The organism is Cryobacterium aureum (genome assembly GCF_002954245.1).
Taxonomy (GTDB): Bacteria; Actinomycetota; Actinomycetes; order Actinomycetales; family Microbacteriaceae; genus Cryobacterium; species Cryobacterium aureum.
Map to the genome: position 1 here is coordinate 205,999 of NZ_PPTG01000029.1, position 17,993 is coordinate 223,991.

General features: G+C 63.3%; 16 protein-coding genes. 9 read left to right on the forward strand and 7 right to left on the reverse strand.

Going from position 1 to position 17,993, the window contains the following annotated elements:
• Positions 1–95: 95 nt before the first annotated feature.
• The 9 genes from CJ028_RS12155 to CJ028_RS12195 all read left to right on the forward strand — a co-directional run bounded on the left by CJ028_RS12155 (position 96) and on the right by CJ028_RS12195 (position 8,893).
• Positions 96–878 carry an electron transfer flavoprotein subunit beta/FixA family protein gene (locus CJ028_RS12155; protein WP_105035494.1) on the forward strand — a complete coding sequence of 261 codons (783 nt, stop codon included), beginning with the start codon at positions 96–98 and terminating at the stop codon, positions 876–878.
• A 14-nt stretch (positions 879–892) separates the two neighbouring features.
• Positions 893–1,867: an electron transfer flavoprotein subunit alpha/FixB family protein gene (locus CJ028_RS12160; RefSeq protein ID WP_105035495.1), complete on the forward strand. Its 975-nt coding sequence runs from the start codon at positions 893–895 to the stop codon at positions 1,865–1,867.
• A gap of 26 nt (positions 1,868–1,893) precedes the next feature.
• Positions 1,894–2,799 carry a cytochrome b/b6 domain-containing protein gene (locus CJ028_RS12165; RefSeq protein ID WP_105035496.1) on the forward strand — a complete coding sequence of 302 codons (906 nt, stop codon included), beginning with the start codon at positions 1,894–1,896 and terminating at the stop codon, positions 2,797–2,799.
• A gap of 113 nt (positions 2,800–2,912) precedes the next feature.
• On the forward strand, positions 2,913–4,412 hold the full coding sequence (locus CJ028_RS12170; RefSeq protein WP_105035660.1) for a CoA-acylating methylmalonate-semialdehyde dehydrogenase: 1,500 nt from the start codon (positions 2,913–2,915) through the stop codon (positions 4,410–4,412).
• Positions 4,413–4,414: 2 nt separating this feature from the next.
• On the forward strand, positions 4,415–5,557 hold the full coding sequence (locus tag CJ028_RS12175; RefSeq protein WP_105035497.1) for an acyl-CoA dehydrogenase family protein: 1,143 nt from the start codon (positions 4,415–4,417) through the stop codon (positions 5,555–5,557).
• Complete coding sequence (locus CJ028_RS12180) at positions 5,554–6,642, forward strand: enoyl-CoA hydratase/isomerase family protein (RefSeq protein WP_105035498.1); 1,089 nt, start codon at positions 5,554–5,556, stop codon at positions 6,640–6,642. Before CJ028_RS12175 ends, CJ028_RS12180 begins: the two co-directional genes overlap by 4 nt.
• 41 nt (positions 6,643–6,683) lie before the next feature.
• On the forward strand, positions 6,684–7,610 hold the full coding sequence (gene mmsB / locus CJ028_RS12185; protein WP_205684023.1) for a 3-hydroxyisobutyrate dehydrogenase: 927 nt from the start codon (positions 6,684–6,686) through the stop codon (positions 7,608–7,610).
• On the forward strand, positions 7,607–8,377 hold the full coding sequence (locus CJ028_RS12190) for an enoyl-CoA hydratase (RefSeq protein WP_105035499.1): 771 nt from the start codon (positions 7,607–7,609) through the stop codon (positions 8,375–8,377). The genes mmsB and CJ028_RS12190 overlap by 4 nt, the downstream gene beginning before the upstream one ends.
• A 288-nt stretch (positions 8,378–8,665) precedes the next feature.
• Positions 8,666–8,893, forward strand: coding sequence for an MBL fold metallo-hydrolase (locus tag CJ028_RS12195; RefSeq protein ID WP_105035500.1), 228 nt, complete (start codon positions 8,666–8,668; stop codon positions 8,891–8,893).
• 491 nt (positions 8,894–9,384) lie between these two features.
• Here the strand turns inward: CJ028_RS12195 and CJ028_RS12200 are convergent, their stop codons facing one another.
• The 7 genes from CJ028_RS12200 to CJ028_RS12230 are packed head-to-tail and all read right to left on the reverse strand — an operon-like array spanning position 9,385 to position 17,991.
• Positions 9,385–10,401 (reverse strand): NADPH:quinone oxidoreductase family protein, encoded by a 1,017-nt coding sequence (locus CJ028_RS12200; protein ID WP_205684025.1) that lies wholly within the window; start codon positions 10,399–10,401, stop codon positions 9,385–9,387.
• On the reverse strand, positions 10,398–11,969 hold the full coding sequence (locus CJ028_RS12205) for a class I adenylate-forming enzyme family protein (protein WP_129590477.1): 1,572 nt from the start codon (positions 11,967–11,969) through the stop codon (positions 10,398–10,400). The genes CJ028_RS12200 and CJ028_RS12205 overlap by 4 nt, the downstream gene beginning before the upstream one ends.
• 9 nt (positions 11,970–11,978) lie before the next feature.
• Positions 11,979–13,139 (reverse strand): acyl-CoA dehydrogenase family protein, encoded by a 1,161-nt coding sequence (locus CJ028_RS12210; RefSeq protein ID WP_105035503.1) that lies wholly within the window; start codon positions 13,137–13,139, stop codon positions 11,979–11,981.
• Between the two features lie 50 nt (positions 13,140–13,189).
• Entirely contained in the window at positions 13,190–14,767 is a 1,578-nt protein-coding gene (locus CJ028_RS12215) for an AMP-binding protein (RefSeq protein ID WP_105035504.1), read from the reverse strand.
• A 52-nt stretch (positions 14,768–14,819) separates the two neighbouring features.
• Positions 14,820–16,151, reverse strand: a complete 1,332-nt coding sequence (locus tag CJ028_RS12220) for an MmgE/PrpD family protein (RefSeq protein WP_105035505.1) — start codon at positions 16,149–16,151, stop codon at positions 14,820–14,822.
• Entirely contained in the window at positions 16,148–17,200 is a 1,053-nt protein-coding gene (locus CJ028_RS12225; RefSeq protein WP_105035506.1) for a zinc-binding dehydrogenase, read from the reverse strand. Before CJ028_RS12225 ends, CJ028_RS12220 begins: the two co-directional genes overlap by 4 nt.
• Positions 17,197–17,991 (reverse strand): enoyl-CoA hydratase/isomerase family protein, encoded by a 795-nt coding sequence (locus CJ028_RS12230; protein ID WP_105035507.1) that lies wholly within the window; start codon positions 17,989–17,991, stop codon positions 17,197–17,199. The genes CJ028_RS12225 and CJ028_RS12230 overlap by 4 nt, the downstream gene beginning before the upstream one ends.
• Between the last annotated feature and the right edge of the window lie 2 nt (positions 17,992–17,993).

Here is a 17,993-nt window from a genome sequence, read left to right on the forward strand (position 1 = left end):
GTAAATACTTGATCTTCCTAGTATATTTCTCTAGAAGGCGCATCCGCTCATCGATGCATCTCGCCATCTGGAACGCAATAGCAGGGAGTGAACTAGTGAAGATCGTTGTTCTCGTGAAGCAGGTCCCGGATACCTATGGTGAGCGCATTTTGGATCCAGCAACGGGATTGGTCGATCGTTCCGGCAGTGACGCCGTCATCGACGAAATTGACGAACGCGCGCTCGAGGTGGCACTGAGCTACAAGGACGCCCACAAGGACGCCGAAGTCGTCGTGTTGTCGATGGGGTCAGCGGCGGTGACGGTGGGCCTGCGTAAGGGGCTGGCGATGGGAGCCGACTCTGCCGTTCATGTTCTTGACAGCGCCCTGCGGGGCGCAGACGTCGGGTGGACATCTACCGTGCTCGCTGCGGCGCTGACGGCAACTGGTTTCGATCTGGTCATCGCTGGCAACGAGTCGACGGATGGCGGGGGTGGGGTGGTTCCGGCGATGGTCGCCGAACGATTAGGGGTTCCGCCTATCACGTACCTCGAATCGGTACAGATCTCGGATGACGAGGTGGCCGGGGAGCGTGGCACCGGGCAGGGAAAGCTCCGCGTGCACGCCGCACTGCCCGCGGTCATCTCGATAACGGAGCGCTTGCCCGAGGCGCGCTTTCCGAAATTTAAGGGAATCATGTCGGCTAAGAAGAAGCCGTTCACGGTCCTATCGCTCGAAGACCTGGGCATTGACCCGGCCGTCACCTTCGCCGGCGTGGGGCGCTCCGTGGTACTGCAGACAACCAAGCGTCCTGCCCGCGCTTCGGGTAAGAAAATCGTCGATGAGGGAAACGCCGGCGTTGAGCTCGCGGACTTCCTTGTTGCCGGCCACCTGATCTAAGAAAGGAATCGTCAATGTCGAACATTCTTGCGCTCATCGAAGTTTCTCACCACGGCGACCTTGCGGACTCGACTCCCTCGTTGCTCGCTGCCGCCGCCAAGCTCGGCACTCCCGTTGCCGTCGTGGTCACTGTGCCGGGAGCGGGGAGTGCCCTGGTAGAGAAGCTCGGACAACTCGGTGCCGCTCAGGTGTATCTTGCCCAAAGCGAGCAGGTGGGCACGTTTCTGGTCACGCCGCAGGTAGACGCGTTGGCTTTGGCCATGTCGACCTTCAATCCTGGCGCCATTCTGACGGTGAATTCGGTTGAAGGGCGTGACGTTGCCGCTCGCTTGGCGGCGCGAATTGATGCTGGCCTCGTGATCGATGCCGTCGACCTGCGCTCTGAAGGCCCGAGCATCGTCGCGACCCACTCGGTGTTCGGCGGCGCCTACACGGTTGAGTCCACGGTGCAGGGCGGCCGGGCGATTGTCACCGTTCGCCAGGGAGCGATCGAGGGGCAAGCGGATGCCGCCGTGCCCGTCGTCACGACAGTGTCGCTGGAGAGTGACACGGGTCGTTCCGCCGTGATCGATGAGGTCATTGACAATGTCGTCGTGTCGGCCAGACCGCCGCTTCGCGGTGCGAGCACAGTCGTCTCGGGGGGTCGAGGGCTGGGCTCGCAGGAGAAGTTCGCCCTCGTCGAGCGGTTGGCGGATGCGCTCGGCGCTGCTGTCGGGGCGTCGCGCGCGGCGGTCGATGCCGGCTTCGTCTCGCAAGCCTCTCAGGTGGGCCAGACCGGCGTTACCGTCTCGCCGCAGCTCTATGTGGCGCTGGGGATATCGGGCGCGATTCAACACCGTGCGGGAATGCAGACCGCGAAGACGATCGTGGCCATTAACAAGGACGCGGACGCACCTATTTTCGATATCGCAGACTTCGGCATCGTCGGCGACGTTTTCACGGTTGTCCCGCAGCTCATTGAAGCTATCGAATCCCGCAGCAAGAAGTAGGACGCGCAAGATGTGGGGAGTAAGCAATGCGCACGAGTAAGTGGTTCAAGCTGGTCTGGATCGTTCCTGCAGTCCTGGTGCTGCTGGCGGCGGTGGTTCTGGCCGCCCAGGGGCTGCGCACACTTGACGGGGTTCGGGCGTTCCTCGACAGGTATCCCGGTGAGTCAGAACTGCGCCCTGGGGCGCCCGTCGGCTTTCCGGCCTGGCTGGCCTGGCAGCACTTTCTGAACTCGTTCTTTATCTTGTTGATCATCCGCACCGGGTGGCAGGTACGCACGGAGGCGCGGCCCACTGCGCACTGGACGCGCAACAACACCGGTCTGCTCAAAACCAAGAACCGCCCGTCTAAAATCAGTTTGACTCTCTGGTTTCACCTGAGTCTGGACGCGCTCTGGGTACTCAATGGAATCATCTTCTATATCCTGATTTTCACGACCGGTCAGTGGCTGCGCCTGGTTCCGCAGAGTTGGGACGTGTTTCCCAACGCGCTCTCGGCCGGTCTGCAATATGCGTCGCTGAACTGGCCCACCGAAAACGGGTGGACCAACTACAACGGTCTGCAGCTGCTCACCTACTTCATTACGGTGTTTATTGCCGCGCCGCTAGCCATCATTACCGGCCTGCGAATGTCGGGGGCGTGGCCGAAAAACGCCACCAGAATCAACAGGGCCTATCCGGTGGAACTTGCGCGGGCCATCCACTTTCCCGTCATGCTCTACTTCGTGTTCTTCATCATCGTGCACGTGATCTTGGTGCTGACCACCGGCTTGTTGCGCAACCTGAATCACATGTATGGCGGAAGCGACAACGAAAGCTGGGTCGGGTTCTGGATCTTCGCAGCCTCACTCATCGTCATGGCCGCCGCCTGGATCGCGGCCAGGCCCCTCTTTCTCCGCTCGATCGCCGCCCTGACCGGGTCCGTCACCCGATAAAAAAATTACTTGCTCTCCCTAGTAAATACTTGTACTTCCTAGTACATTGATTTTGAGGCAGTCACCATGGCGGTGACGAGAAAGCAGGAAATTCGATGGTTCAGGAATTGACGCTGGTTCGGGAATTGACCCACTTCGTCGGGGGACAACACATCGAGGGCACCTCTGGCCGTTTCAGCGAGGTCTTCGACCCCAGCACGGGAGCGGTGCAGGCTCGGGTCCCGCTGGCGTCCAAGGCCGAAGTCGAAGCGGTTATCGCCAATGCCGAAATTGCGCAGGTCGAGTGGGCGTCCTGGAACCCCCAGCGCCGCGCCCGAGTGCTCCTGCGCTTCCTCGCGCTGGTTGAGCGCGACATGGATTCTCTCGCCCTTCTCCTCTCATCTGAGCACGGAAAAACGTTCGAGGATGCCAAGGGTGACATTCAACGCGGGGTCGAGGTAGTCGAATTTGCTGCGGGTGCTCCGCATCTGCTGAAGGGCGACTACACGACCGGAGCTGGAACTGGAATCGACGTGTACTCGATGCGTCAGCCGCTCGGTGTCGTCGCTGGAATTACCCCGTTCAACTTTCCCGCGATGATTCCACTGTGGAAGGCTGGCCCCGCCCTCGCAGCCGGCAACGCTTTCATTCTCAAGCCGTCGGAGCGTGACCCTTCCGTTCCCCTGGCCCTCGGCGAACTGTTCATCGAGGCCGGAATGCCCGCCGGTGTGTTCAACGTGGTCAACGGCGACAAGGAAGCCGTCGACACGCTACTGACCGACGATCGGGTCAAGGCAATCGGCTTCGTGGGTTCGACCCCCATCGCCCAGTACATTTATGAGACGGCCGCCGCCCAAGGCAAACGTGCCCAGTGCTTCGGCGGTGCGAAGAACCATATGATCATCATGCCCGACGCAGACCTTGATCAGGTTGCCGATGCCCTCATCGGCGCCGGATATGGTGCAGCGGGAGAACGGTGCATGGCCATTTCTGTCGCGGTGCCCGTCGGAGCGGCCACGGCCGATGCCCTGGTGGCGAAACTGGTCGAGCGGGTCAAAAAACTCAACGTCGGACCGTCCTTCGATCCGAAATCGGACTACGGCCCGCTCGTCTCGCAGGCCGCCGTCGAGAAAGTCTCCGACTACATTCAGATCGGAATCGATGAAGGCGCCGAATTGCTCGTAGACGGCCGCGGCCATGTCGTGGACGGCTACGAGAATGGTTTCTACCTCGGGCCGACTCTGTTCGATCACGTCACGCCGTCGATGACGATCTATCTGGAAGAAATCTTCGGCCCCGTGCTCATCATCACTCGCGCGGAGGACTACGAAGCGGCCCTTCGTCTTCCGTCGGAACACATGTACGGCAACGGCGTGTCGATCTTCACCCGGGACGGCGACACCGCCCGCGACTTCGCCGCACGGGTGAATACCGGCATGGTCGGAGTGAACGTTCCCATTCCGGTTCCCATCGCCTATCACAGCTTCGGCGGGTGGAAAAAGTCAGGATTCGGTGACCTCAACCAGTTCGGTACCGATTCGTTCAAGTTCTACACGAAGACCAAAACGGTAACGTCGCGCTGGCCGTCCGGCATTAAAGAAGGCTCCAGCTTCGTCATGCCCCAGATGCACTGACCATGTACGCACTCACGGAGGAACAAGAGTCACTGGTCGACGCCGTTCGGGATTTTGCCAGCTCCGCGCTGGCGCCGCACGCAATCGAATGGGACCAGAATAAGCATTTTCCGGTCGATGTGCTGCGGGAGGCCGGCGAGCTGGGCCTCGGCGGAATTTATGCCAAGGAGGACGTCGGCGGATCCGGCCTGACCCGCAGTGATGCCGTATTGATTTTCGAGGAACTGGCCAAGGGCGACACGACGATCGCGGCTTACATCTCGATCCACAACATGGTGGTCTGGATGATCGACACCTTCGGCAACGATGAACAACGCCACCGGTGGGTTCCACCGCTGGCATCAATGGAACAACTCGGCAGCTACTGCCTGACCGAACCCGACGCCGGATCAGACGCGGCAGCGCTCACCACATCCGCCGTGCGCGACGGAGACGACTACGTCATCAACGGCGTGAAGCAATTCATCTCCGGCGCCGGTTCCTCCAGCGTCTATGTCGTCATGGCGCGTACCGGCGGCGCCGGACCACAGGGGATCAGCGCGATTGTCGTACCGGCCGGCACCGCCGGGCTCTCCTATGGCGCGAATGAAAAGAAAATGGGCTGGAATGCCCAGCCCACCCGCCAGGTGATATTCGACAACGTACGCATTCCGGTCAACAACCGACTCGGCGACGAAGGAACCGGCTTTCACATCGCCATGAAGGGCCTCAACGGCGGCAGAATAAACATGGGCGCCTGCTCCCTCGGCGGCGCCCAATGGGCCCTCGACCAGGCCGTGCACTATCTCAAGGAACGCAAGGCCTTCGGCAAACTCCTCGTCGAACTACAGTCCCTGCTGTTCACCCTCGCCGACATGGAAACCGAGCTGCAGGCCGCGAGAGGGCTGCTTCGACGCGCGGCCTGGGCTCTCGACACGAATGCTCCCAACGTTGTGTCGCTCTGCGCGATGGCCAAACGATTTGCAACGGATGCCAGCTTCACCGCCGCCAACGCCGCGCTCCAACTGCACGGCGGCTACGGCTACCTGGCCGACTACGGCATCGAGAAAGTCGTGCGTGACCTTCGAGTACACCAAATTCTCGAGGGGACAAACGAGATCATGCGCCTCATCGTCGGTCGCGCCCTCGTGGACGACGCGGCATGACCCCATCGGCCCCAGCAGAGCCCGAAGTTCTCTTCACCCGCAACGGCCAAGTCGGACACATCACCCTGAACCGCCCCAGATCGATCAATGCCCTCACCCACGGCATGGTCAACGCCATCCAGAAAGTGCTCGACGAGTGGGCCGACGACCCCACGCTTGGCACCGTGCTACTGACCGGAAGCGGAGAACGCGGCCTGTGCGCGGGGGGCGACATCCTCTCGCTCTACCGCGATGCCACCACCGGCGACGGATCGGCAGCGGCCGAGTTCTTCCGGGACGAATACCACCTCAATGCCAGCATCGCCAACTATTCAAAGCCCTTCGTTGCGATCATGGATGGACTCGTGCTCGGTGGCGGAATCGGCCTCTCCGCTCACGGCTCCCACCGGGTCGTCACCGAACACTCCAAGCTAGGGATGCCCGAAACCGGAATCGGCTTCGTGCCAGACGTTGGCGGAACCTGGCTACTCTCCCACGCGCCCGGTGAGCTAGGAACATTCCTCGCACTCACCGCCGGTACTGCGCGCGCGGGAGACGCGATCGCACTAGGGCTGGCCGACTCCTATATCGCCTCCGACCAGATCCCGGCACTGCTAGCGGGGCTAGCGACGACGGATGCCGACCCAGCGATCGCGGCGCTGACCCAGGCCCCGCCCGCCTCGACACTACAAGCGCAACAATCCTGGATTGACCAAGCTTTTTCGGGCGAGAGCGTCCCGGCCATAATCGACCATGTGCGCGCCTTGTCCACCGCCGAAGCGAACGCCGCCGCGGAGGCGCTGAGCACAAAATCACCCACGGCACTGGCCGTCACGCTGGCGTCGCTGCGCAGCGCCAGACAACTACCCAACCTCGAAGCCGCCCTCGAACAGGAATATCGAGTGTCAGTGCACGCCCACCGCGCGCCTGACTTCGCCGAGGGAGTACGCGCCCAAATAGTCGACAAGGACCGCCAGCCACACTGGTCACCCCCGACCCTCGACGGCGTGACCCCGGCGCAGGTCGATTCCTATTTTGCCCCGCTCGAACCCGGCGAGCCACAATTCACACTTTCTGATCGTGTAACAGGCACGTCAGCTTTCTGACATAGCCATTTGGGCGCCAGCGCAGGCGCTAAAAGAAAAGGATGACGATGAACACCTCAATAGCTTTCCTCGGTCTCGGACACATGGGCGGCCCGATGGCCCTCAACCTCGGCAAGGCGGGCTACACCGTCACCGGATTCGACCTCAGCCCCACCGCCATAGACGCGGCGCGAACGAGCGGCTTAACCGTGGCCGCAACAGCGGCAGAGGCTGTCGCCAGCGCCGACGTTGTCATCACCATGTTCCCCACCGGGCGCCACGTCATCGACGCCTACTCGGGCAACGCAAAAACCCCCGGCCTGCTGTCCATCGCGAAGCCCCACACCCTCTTCATCGACTCGTCGACCATCGCCGTCGACGACGCCAAGCGTGCACACGACCTCGCCGTTGCCGCCGGACACCGGAACATAGACGCGCCCGTCTCCGGCGGAGTCATCGGGGCGACCGCCGGCACCCTCGCCTTCATGGTCGGCGCAGTCCCGGAAGACTTCACGCTGGCCGAACCGATCCTGACCACGATGGGTGCGCGCATCGTGCACTGCGGAGCCCCCAGCGCCGGACAAGCCGCCAAGATCTGCAACAACATGATCCTCGGCATCTCGATGATCGCCGTCAGTGAAGCATTCGTGCTCGGTGAAAAACTAGGCCTCACCCACCAGGCCCTATTCGACGTCGCATCGACGGCATCCGGTCAATGCTGGGCACTCACCACCAACTGCCCCGTACCCGGCCCGGTACCCACCAGCCCCGCCAATCGGGACTACCAGCCCGGCTTCGCCGGAGCACTGATGGCCAAAGACCTCGGCCTAGCCCTAGATGCGCTCAAATCCACCGGCGTCGCCGCCGAACTCGGCCCCATCGCCGCACAAATCTACCGCCGCTTCGCCGACGAAAACGGTTCCGGAGTAGATTTTTCCGGAATCATCAACACAATTCGCGACAATTCGACGGCGCAGACCAACGCATGAGCGACACCATCCTGCTGGAACGTCGTGGACGCGTCGCCCTCATCACCCTTAACCGTCCGGAAGCTCTCAATGCCCTGAACGAGGCAATGATGAACGAGGTCGTCGACGCCGCACGCGAACTCGATCGCGACCCCAGCGTCGGTGCGATCATCATCACCGGTTCGGCCCGGGCTTTCGCGGCCGGCGCCGACATCAAGGAGATGGCGGGCCAGAGCTACCTAGACATGTATGCCGCCGACTGGTTCGCCAGATGGAGCGAGCTCGCCCGGGTGCGCACACCGCTGATCGCCGCGGTTGCCGGCTACGCCCTCGGCGGAGGCTGCGAACTGGCCATGCTCTGCGATTTCATCCTCGCAGCCGACACGGCCAAATTCGGCCAACCCGAAATCAAACTCGGAGTCATACCCGGAATCGGGGGCTCCCAGCGGCTGTCGCGCGCCCTCGGCAAGGCAAAAGCCATGGAAATGATCCTTACCGGACGCACGATGGACGCCGCAGAAGCCGAACAATCCGGCCTCGTGGCTAGGGTTATCCCGGCCGACCAACTGCTCGAGGAAGCGTTCGCCACCGCGTCCACGATCGCCAGCCGGTCATTGCCCGTGGCCATGCTCGCCAAAGAATGTGTCAATGCGGCCTTCGAAACGACCCTGACGGAAGGCGTGCATTTCGAACGACGGCTGTTTCACTCCCTCTTTGCCACCCAGGACCAGAAAGAGGGCATGGCTTCGTTTATTGAGAAGCGGGATCCCCGGTTCACCCACAAGTAAATATCATCATCCCGGTCTGCGTGATGTGCGCACTGATTGAGGTAACGGGCACCCTGGCGAGCAAGCGTGGATTGCCAAAACTTGCAATTGCATCGTTTCGGCTCGCACTTATGCTGATGGCCCTGCACAGTGAGTGCTGGCCACACCGAGCACGCCCAGCGACTCTCCTGGTCTCGAGGCGGGGCTCGCTTGACGGGTTAGACCGCCAACAAGAAGACGCAGGTCAATCGAATCGGTTTGCCTGGGTCTTCTTGTTGGCGTGAGCGCACCTGGTTGAAGCGTTGCGGAGTGCCAGACGATGACATTGCATCGCTTCTGACCAGCGAGGCTGAGCTGAGCTCGGCCGCCCAGTTCGCACGTCCGACCATGTTGTTGGCTCACAACGATCTGCTTCCGCTGCCGGGCCGCATTTTGCGTGTTCTGGAGACTCCCGGGCATACGGTCGGGCACCTCCGCATCGTTGACCTCGACAGTGACCTCATCTTCACCGGCGACCACGTTCTCCCACGAATTTAACCCAATATGGGTCTCGGGACGCTCAGCGGCATCCGCAACACCCTCGCGGACTACTCCGCGTCGCTGGAAATCATGCTTCCCTGGGATGCTTTCGAAATGTGTCCAGGACACGAATACCGTTTTCGCGGACTCGCGGACTCGCGGCACGATCACAGGTGCTTCGCGCACGTCACGAGACCAGGTCCCGTGAAATTTTCGACGTTTTGGCGACTTCGCCCGATCTTTCCGTATGGGAAACCGTCCAGCGACTCTCTTGGTCTCGTGGCTGGGGTGGCCTGTCCGGGATTCATCTGCGTGGTGCGCTGGCCGAAACCGTTGCCGATCTGGAGGACCTCGACCCGGATCGCCCGTCACTGGTCTGAAAACCCCGGCTTGCGATCGTCGAAAAGAAGTTGCCGGTCCGGACGCATCGTTCATGACCGGAGCCGTGCTCGCCGTGGACGGCGGGCGTCTTGCAGGGGTGAACGGACGCTCCGGCCTGCGCGCCGAGGTCAGCTGACCAAATCCGCCGCATCCTCGGGCATCTCCAGCACGATGCGACCGATCGACGTCCCGGCCGCAACTTCCGCGAGCGCCGCTGGTGCATCGCGGAACGGCCGCACGTCGGAGACGAGCGGCTCGATACCGAATCGTTCGACGGTGTCGCACAGCTCGCGGTAGCCGCGCTCGACGAGGTCGGGCCGTTTGGTGCGGTACAGACCGAAATGCACCCCGATGATGGAGTAGTTCTTGACCAGGGCACGCTCGGCGCGCACAACCGGAAAGACGCCGCTTGCGAAGCCGACGATCGCTATGCGTCCCTCGAAGCCGATGACGCGTTCCGAGATCTCGTGGGCCGTGCCACCGACCGGGTCTACGATGACGTCGACGCCACGGCCCGCGGTGAGTTCTTTGATGACCGCAACCAGGTCGTGCTCGCCCCGCACCAGCACGTGATCGCAACCGAGCCCGAGGGCTGCCGCGCGCTTTGCTGCGCTGCCGACGAGCCCAATCACGGTCGCGCCGTGCGCTTTTGCGAGTTGCACACTGGCCGATCCAACGCCCCCCGAGGCGGCGTGCACAAGCACTGTCTCGCCCGGTTGCAGGCCGCATCGGCGGTGCAGGGTGAACCATGCCGTCTGGTACGACACAGTGAAGGATGCCGCCTGGATGGCATCGAACGACGCCGGCACCGTCTGGGCGTCCGACCGGTCGAGCACGGCAAAGCCGGCGAATGCCCCGGCCATTCCGGTCACCATCCCCGCCACAAGAGCTCCCTGCACCGGTCCACCGCCGCCGGGATCTGCCACGGCCACGCACCCGGCAAGTTCGAGTCCAGCGATAGCGGGCAGCGGTGGCCGAACCTGATAGTTACCCTTCACCAACAGGCCGTCCGAGAAGTTGACCGCTGCGGCCGCCACACGCACGAGCACCTGGCCCGGGCGGGGGCGTGGTACGGGCACCTCCGCGAGTTCGAGCACGGCCGAAGGCTCGCCAAACTCACGGAAGGTCCACGCGAGCATGCTCATCCAGGCATCCCCGGGGCAAACATCGTGGGAAGGTCCCGCTTGCTGATCTTGCCAGAGGAGGTACGAGGAAGGGCAACAAGGAACTCGATGCGAGTCGGCTTCTTATAGCTCGCGAGGCTCGCGCGGCACAGTGAAGTCAGCTCGTCGGCACTCACGCTGTATCCTGACTCCAATTCGACGGCGGCGCATACCGACTCACCCCAGCGCTCGTGGGGCAGTCCGAACACAGCCGCCGCGCGCACGTGCGGATGCCGTTCGAGCACCGCCTCGATCTCGATCGGGAAAATGTTCATGCCGCCCGAAATGATCAGATCCTTCTTCCGCCCCGTAATGAAAAGGTAGCCCTCGGCATCGAGCAGGCCGAGGTCACCGGTGCGCAACCAGCCCACGTCGAAGAGTTCGGCTGTGGCGTTCGGATCCTCCCAATATCCCGCACATACGGTCGGCGCCTGCAGCTGGACCTCGCCAATCGCGTCCGGACCGAGCACGATGCCGGCCTCGTCGACGATGCGAATACTGGCGTGCGTCGAGGCACGACCCGCCGACCCAGCCTTGGCATCCGGCAATGACTCGGGAGCGTAGCTGACGGTCCCTCCGCCCTCGGTAAGACCGTAGACCTGCATTACGTGCACCCCCGGCAGCGCCGCCCTCGCCGCGGCGAGCAGTTCCCTCGAGACAGCGGCCCCGCCGGTCATGATCGTCCGCAGCGACGACATGTCGGTCGTCGCGAGCTGCGGAGTCGCAAGCAGGTCGTGCAGCATCGTCGGCACCAGCAGGATGTGACTGACCTGGTTCCGTTCGATGGCGGCCAGCACGTGCCCGGCATCAAATCCACCAGACTCCTTGATATGCACGGTTCCACCGCGGTGGAGGATCCCCCAGACGAACTGGTGGCGACCGCCGATGTAGTTCAGGTCGAACGAGACGAACGTCACGCTGTCCCAATCGATACCGAAGTCAACGATTTGTTGGAGCGCGTTCCAGATCACCCCGCCATTGGTCCAGACCGCGCCCTTCGGCACGCCCGTGGTGCCCGAGGTGAAGATAATCTCGTGAGCATCTTCGAGCGCACGCCCGGCGAGACGGATCGCCCCGCCCGCCAGCAGGGGGGCTGCTACGAGTTCGTCGTAGTCGAGATCTGCCGAAGCTCCGGGCTCAAAACCGACCAGCACCTCGAGGGCCGGGAGCTCCCCGGCCTTCCGCGCGTCGTCGAGTGCTCCTGCGAACTCGGCGTCAACGATCGCGATGCGGGCCCCGCTTCGCCGCAGCACCGAGACGCTCTCTTCCGTCGAGTAGCGCCAACTCATCGCGACGAGGATGCCACCCGCGTGCGTGACACCCAACTCGACCTCAAAGTACTCGAGCCGATTGCGGCACAGGATCGCGACACGGTCACCGGGCTGCAGGCCGCAACGCACCCCGAGCGCACGTGCGAGCGCGGCGGCGCGGCCGACGAGCTCTGTGTAGGTCAGCTCATCGCTGCCGAGTGACAGAGCGACCCGGGTCGGATCGGCCGCGTTCCGGGCGACAATATCGAGAAGGTCCAGCGAGTCCCATGGCGCGCCCACGTAGCGCAATCAGAAGGATCGGGGGAGCCCGAACGACTCCGCGATGATGTTTCGACCCATCTCATTGGTGATGGGTCCGATACGGTACAGCCGCACGTCACGCCAGTAGCGCTGCATGTTCGTCTCGAGCGCGTAGCCCATACCCCCGAGGATCTGGATGCCAAGGTCCGCAGCCTTCGTCGCATAGTCCGACGCGATGACTTTCGCCATCGTAGCCTCCACTCCGCACGGGAGCCCGTTCTGCTGGCGCCAGGCGGCGTCGTAGGTCATCAACTCCGCCTGCTTCTGCCACATCGCTATATCGGCGATGTAGTGCTGTAGGGCCTGGAAGGCACCGATCGGTTTGCCGAACGCCTCGCGCACCTTCATGTAGTCCACGGCATCCTCGAGCACGCCATCGAGCACGCCCAGACACAAGGAACTGACGATGATGCGCTCGTTGTTGAGGCTCTCGAGGATGTGCCGCCATCCGCCGTTGACCTCGCCAACGACGTACTTGTCCTCGACGAACACTTCGTCAAGGAAAATCTCGCATGAGCCTACGGACTTCATGCCGAGTTTGGGAATCTGGCGGATCTCAAGCCCCTTCGCGGGGTTCGGAACGAGGAACAAGGTGACTCCGCGACTGGGCTTCTCGGCTTCCGGGTCGGTGAGCGCGAGCAGCAGTAGATAGTCCGAGACATGCGCCGCCGTCGACCATATCTTCTGCCCCGTGATGCTCCAGCCGCCGTCAACCTTCACGGCCTTCGTTTTCATGGAGCCGAGCAGGTCGGTGCCACCCGAAGGCTCAGTCACTGCGATAGCGATCCGAATCTCGCCCTCGGCGAGCTTCGGAAGCAGATCCTGCTTAACCTCCTCGGTCGCGGAGTGCGCGATCGAACGAGCGCAGAAGGAAGAAAGACCCCAAATCCAAACGAGACCGCCAAGTGTGCGCGAGAGTTCGCGGCCGATGATGACCTGCGACATCACGTCGCCCCCGGCACCCCCGTATTCCTCGGGCAGGCCCACAGCGTGGAGGCCCTGCTCCGTCATGAGATCCCAGAGCTCGAAGGGATACTCACCCTCGCGCGCCTCCCAGTCCCGCGCCAAGTTTTTGGGCAGCTTCTTGTCAACCCAAGCGTGTAAGCCCGAGCGCAGCCCCTCTTGCTCTTCCGTGAGTGCAAAGTCCAAGGTGAATCTCCTTCTGGTGGGTGATGGTTTGGTGTGGCGAGTGTCGCCGGTCAGCTGCCCGACACGGACACGGACACGGGCTCGGAGCGCAGGTCGCCCTTCGAAACTTTGCCAATCGAGGTCTTGGGCAGGGCGTCACGAAACTCGTACTCCGTTGGCACCTTGAATTTCGACAGTCGTTTGGCGCAGAACTCCGTAAGTTCGTCGACGGAAGCAGTGACACCGACCACGAAGACAACGACCGCCTTGACCGCCTGGTCTCGGATCGGATCGGGAACGCCAATGACGGCAGCTTCGGCGACCGCTGGGTGTTCACTGAGCACGCCCTCGACCTCGAGCGTCGAGATGTTCTCTCCGGCACGCTTGATCACATCGACACGGCGGTCGAACCAGTACAGGTAGCCGTACTCATCGGCGAACGCGCTGTCCCCGGTGTAGAGCCAGCCATCCCTGATGGCCTTCGCGGTCGCTTCGGGGTTTTTGTAGTACCCCTTCATGATCGTGCGACCGGGGACCCCTGCTACTACGATCTCGCCGGGCTCACCGACTGCCACGTCTTGGCCGTCCTCCCTGACGAGGCGGACCACGCGACCGGCGCTCGGCAGGCCGATTGAGGGCCAGCGCTTCGGGCCAAACACCGGCGCGATCGTAACGAGCGTCATGGCCTCGGAAAGCCCATAGGCGTTGATGAGCTCGACCGCGAAGCGCTTCTCGAAACGATCCTTCTCTTCGACGGAAATGTTGAGGGCGTAGAAGGTGCGCCGCACCGTATGCTGTGAATCGGTCTCCCGCTCGGGTTGCGCGAGAAGTGTGCGCGCCTGCATCGCAACGATACTCACCTGGGTCGCGCGATGTTTGCGCACCTGATCCCAAAACTTCGTCGCGCGGTACTCCTCGAGGAGGATGCACGTCCCGCCGACCGAGAGGGTAGCCAGAACGGTGATGACTTGGGCGTTCACGTGGAACACCGGCAGGGAGGTGATAGCGCGATCAGTCGAGTCCATCGCGAGCCCGGTCGATTCACGCTGGCCGCCGTGGAGGGCGTTCGCGTGCGTCAGCAGCACCGCTTTGGGGCGGGAGGTCGTTCCGCTCGTGAACAGCATCTGCACGACCGACTCGGAGTCGACAGTGATCCCCGGGCGCACAGTCGTGGACGCCCGCACCTCGTCGAGGCTAATGGTTCCCGGCACTGCCTTGGCGCTGCGGACGAGGATGCGGTGGCGCACCGCAGGCACGCCGTCCGCGGCGGGGCCGACGACATCGAGAAATCGCGGTTCGGTGATGACCGCCACCGAATCGGAGAAGTCCAGCACATAGCCCAATTCCGAGACGGTATTAGCAATGTTCGACGGCACCATCGCCGCACCGATCGTGGCGAGCGCGAACCAGGTCTCGAGGATCTCAGGGCAGTTTGCGAGGAACACCGTGACACAGTCCCCCGGACGAATGCCGAGATCCCAAAGCCCAGAGGCGAGCCCGTCGACCCTAGCCTGGAACTGGGCGTACGAGAGCTCACTGACGTCACCGTCACGGTTCTCGTAGACGATGAAGGCCTTGTCGCCGTTTCGCTCCACTCGCTCATCGAGCAAGTCGCGCAGAGTGCGGTTGCCCACAATGTCAAGTGCCATCGTTGTTCTCATTCCTTTCAGGTTCGATCGCGATCGCGATCGATGGTGAACGTCAGTGCCCGTTAATGACAGCGTCGACGACCGAGGTCGCGGGCGTACCAAAGTCAGCGAAGCAGCGCTCAACGAGAACGTCGAGGTCGATGCCTTCTGGCACCTCGCCGGCGAGCCGCTGCACGTTCTGCTCGAGCTCGGCGCGCTGCCAGTTGAACGTCGTGCCATCGCCCACGTGTTCGACCCGACGGGTTCCGGCGGCGCCGAAATCGACGTCGAGCACGAAGCTCTGGCGACTGAGTGACTCGTCAGGGATGACCTTGATCCGGTGCGAGCGGTCCCGAAGTTCGTCCTCGTGGGAGCGGAATAGGTCGTCGGCACTGACAGTTCCCTCGGTAAGCGCAACCGCGAGACAGTAGCTGGCACTCATGAGGGCGGCTCCCGGGTCCTCGAAAGGAGCGCTTCCCTCGGTTCCGGGGTAGTGCGCCTCGGGGGGTGATAAGCGGATGCTCGCCGTTACGAACGGCGCGCCCGCAAGCTCCGAGTGAAGCTTGATCGCCTCGACGACGGGAGCCTGCAAGATCGCACAGACCGGGTAGGGCTTGAAGTTCACGGCCCGCGTGAACCATGTCCTGCCCAGTTTCGTGGCCAGGTCGCGCCCGGCATCGGCGTCGCGCGCGAACGCCGCGTAGAAACCCGATGCACCTTCGAACGCATCCACTGCTCCCACGCCGCCGGCGGCCGCGAGCAACGCGGCCTCCAGCCCGGAACGCGCGGCCTGGCCGACCTCAAACTGCCACTCCTGCGAGCTGTCGACCCAGGTCTGGTTCGTGCCGGCGGCGAAGGACGCGGCGATCGCGATCGCGTTCGCCGACTGCACCGCGTCGAGGGCGAGCAGTTTCGCGCAGGCAGCGGCGGAACCGAAGACCCCGTAGATACCACTCGCGCGAAAGCCAAAGCCCGTGGTCTGCTGAGCCGTGGGGGTACTCACGGCGCAGGCAACCTCGTATCCTGCGACGATTGCGAGCAGCACTTCCCCGAGCGTCGAGCCACGCTGCTCGGCGAGCGCGAGTACTGCCGGTATCGTAGTCGCCCCGACATGAGTCAGGCCGGGGAAGTACACATCGTCCTGCGCACGCGCGTGAACGAGGCATCCGTTGGCGAAGGCGGCGTCGGCGGGTGCCAGCTCGAGTCCGGAGATGAGCGCGCGCGCGCCCGTTCCGCCGGTTCTCGCGGCGGCCCACTGTGCGGCCACTGGCGCGAGGATCCCGCCGGCTGCGGCGACGCTGAGGTTGTGTACGAGCGCGCAACGCGCCTTCGCTACGACGTCCTCCGGCACGTCGGCCAGGCCGAGTCCCGCGACAAACGCTCCGAGCTTCGATGTCGCGCTCATTTGGCCGCTCCTGCCGGTTCCAGGAGGAGCTTGCCGAAGACACCGCGGTCGCGCAGCAGGGCCTGCGCTTCCTCCGCGCGTTCGAGCGGGAACGTCGCGTGGATGACTGGGGAGATCAGTCCCCGTCCCGCCAGACCCATGATGTCGAGGAAGTCCTGTCGAGTGCCCGCGTAGGAGCCGATCACGGTGAGCTCCTTAATGAAGAGATGCCACAGGTTGATGTTCACGTCGAAGCCCGCGTGGCCGCCCGACGTGACGAGGCGTCCGTTGCGGGCCATGGACGCCACGCTGCCATCCCACGTGGCCCTGCCAACGTGCTCGAACACGACGTCCACGCCGCGGCGGTCCGTGTACTCGCGCACTCTCGCTGGCCAGTCGGGTTCGTTGTGGTCGACGACGAAGTCAGCACCGAGGTCGCGGGCCTTCTGCACCTTCTCCGGCCCGCCGGCGGTGGCGATCACGCGTGCACCGGCGAGCTTGGCGATCTGTACGGCGACGACGCCGATGCCGGCGCCCGCGGCGATTACGAGCACCGTCTCGCCCGCGCGCAGTCCAGCACGACGGTGCAGCATGTGCCACGCCGTCGGTCCGGTAACCGCGAGTGACGCTGCTCCGACGTAGCTCAGGTTCTCGGGGATGCGCAGCAATTGCTTTGCAGGGACCGTCGTGTATTCTGCGTAGCCACCCTGGGTGAGCACACCAAAGATCTCGCCGTATAGGCATAGATTGTTGCGGCCGGTAATGCAGTATTCGCAGCTGCCGCAGGTAAGCACCGGGTCAACGACCACGCGGTCGCCGGGCTTCCAGTCCATGACCTCCGAGCCGACCACTATGACATCTCCGGCGACCTCGGTGCCGGAGATGTGCGGAAACTCGACGGGACGCGGCGTGAGGCCAGCGACGGTCAGCAAATCGACTTGATTGACGCCGCAGGCCCGCACCCTAATGAGCACCTCGTCGGGACCCGGAGACGGGATCGCGACGTTATTTTCGATCATGAGCTTCGGGCCACCCTCGGCATCCCAGATACGCGCAGCACGCATGGTCATGACTTCCCCTTTGTGTTCTTGGCTTCTAGGTACAGGGCTTTGCGGGCCTTGAACTCATCGGACTGGAAAGCGAGGCCGTTGGCGATCGCCTCAACCTCCAGCTGTTCCTTGAGGTTCGAGGTCTCACCGAGCCTCAGCACTGTCTTGAGCATGCGCACGGCGTCGGCACCCATTTCGTTAATCTGGGCGATGAACGCGTCGACGCGAGCCGCGAGCGCCGCGGCATCGTCATGCAGTTCATTCACGAGCCCCCATTGCGCTGCCTCCTCGGTGGGCACCTGGTAACCAGTGAGCGCCATATGGAAGGCACGCGAGGGACCGATGACTCGCTGCACAAGCCAGCTGAGACCGAAGTCCTGCACGACATCGAGGGCGCCGGGCACCATCCACATCCGGGCACCGCGCACCGCGAAGCGGATATCGCACGCCATTGCGAGTCCGAATCCGCCACCGCCGATGGCATGGCCGTTCATGGCGGCGAGCGTCGGCACGGGAAGGTCGAAAATCGCCCGAATCACCCGGTGCTGGGAGTCGAGGAGCCGCTTGCCGGAATACACCGATGGGTCGTCGACGTTCTCCATGAAGAACGGGGTCGAGAGGTCGACCCCCGCTGAGAACAGACGACCGCTTCCCGTGAGTACGAGCGCTTTCGCTGATGACGCTGCCACGTCGGCGAGCGCTTGAACGAGCTCCTCGAGCATCTGCGGGTCTAGCGCGTTGAGCTGCTGCGGGCGGTTGAGCGTGATGACGGCGACATCGCCGCGGCGCTCGAACTCGATTTTCTCGGTCATGT

Coding starts and splice junctions, on each gene's coding strand:
- CJ028_RS12190 (WP_105035499.1), top strand. CDS start 7,607: ATGAGCGACACCATCCTGCTGGAACGTCGTGGACGCGTCGCCCTCATC.
- CJ028_RS12225 (WP_105035506.1), bottom strand. CDS start 17,200: ATGACCATGCGTGCTGCGCGTATCTGGGATGCCGAGGGTGGCCCGAAG.
- mmsB (WP_205684023.1), top strand. CDS start 6,684: ATGACGATGAACACCTCAATAGCTTTCCTCGGTCTCGGACACATGGGC.
- CJ028_RS12230 (WP_105035507.1), bottom strand. CDS start 17,991: ATGACCGAGAAAATCGAGTTCGAGCGCCGCGGCGATGTCGCCGTCATC.
- CJ028_RS12215 (WP_105035504.1), bottom strand. CDS start 14,767: ATGGCACTTGACATTGTGGGCAACCGCACTCTGCGCGACTTGCTCGAT.
- CJ028_RS12200 (WP_205684025.1), bottom strand. CDS start 10,401: ATGAGCATGCTCGCGTGGACCTTCCGTGAGTTTGGCGAGCCTTCGGCC.
- CJ028_RS12180 (WP_105035498.1), top strand. CDS start 5,554: ATGACCCCATCGGCCCCAGCAGAGCCCGAAGTTCTCTTCACCCGCAAC.
- CJ028_RS12175 (WP_105035497.1), top strand. CDS start 4,415: ATGTACGCACTCACGGAGGAACAAGAGTCACTGGTCGACGCCGTTCGG.
- CJ028_RS12160 (WP_105035495.1), top strand. CDS start 893: ATGTCGAACATTCTTGCGCTCATCGAAGTTTCTCACCACGGCGACCTT.
- CJ028_RS12165 (WP_105035496.1), top strand. CDS start 1,894: ATGCGCACGAGTAAGTGGTTCAAGCTGGTCTGGATCGTTCCTGCAGTC.
- CJ028_RS12220 (WP_105035505.1), bottom strand. CDS start 16,151: ATGAGCGCGACATCGAAGCTCGGAGCGTTTGTCGCGGGACTCGGCCTG.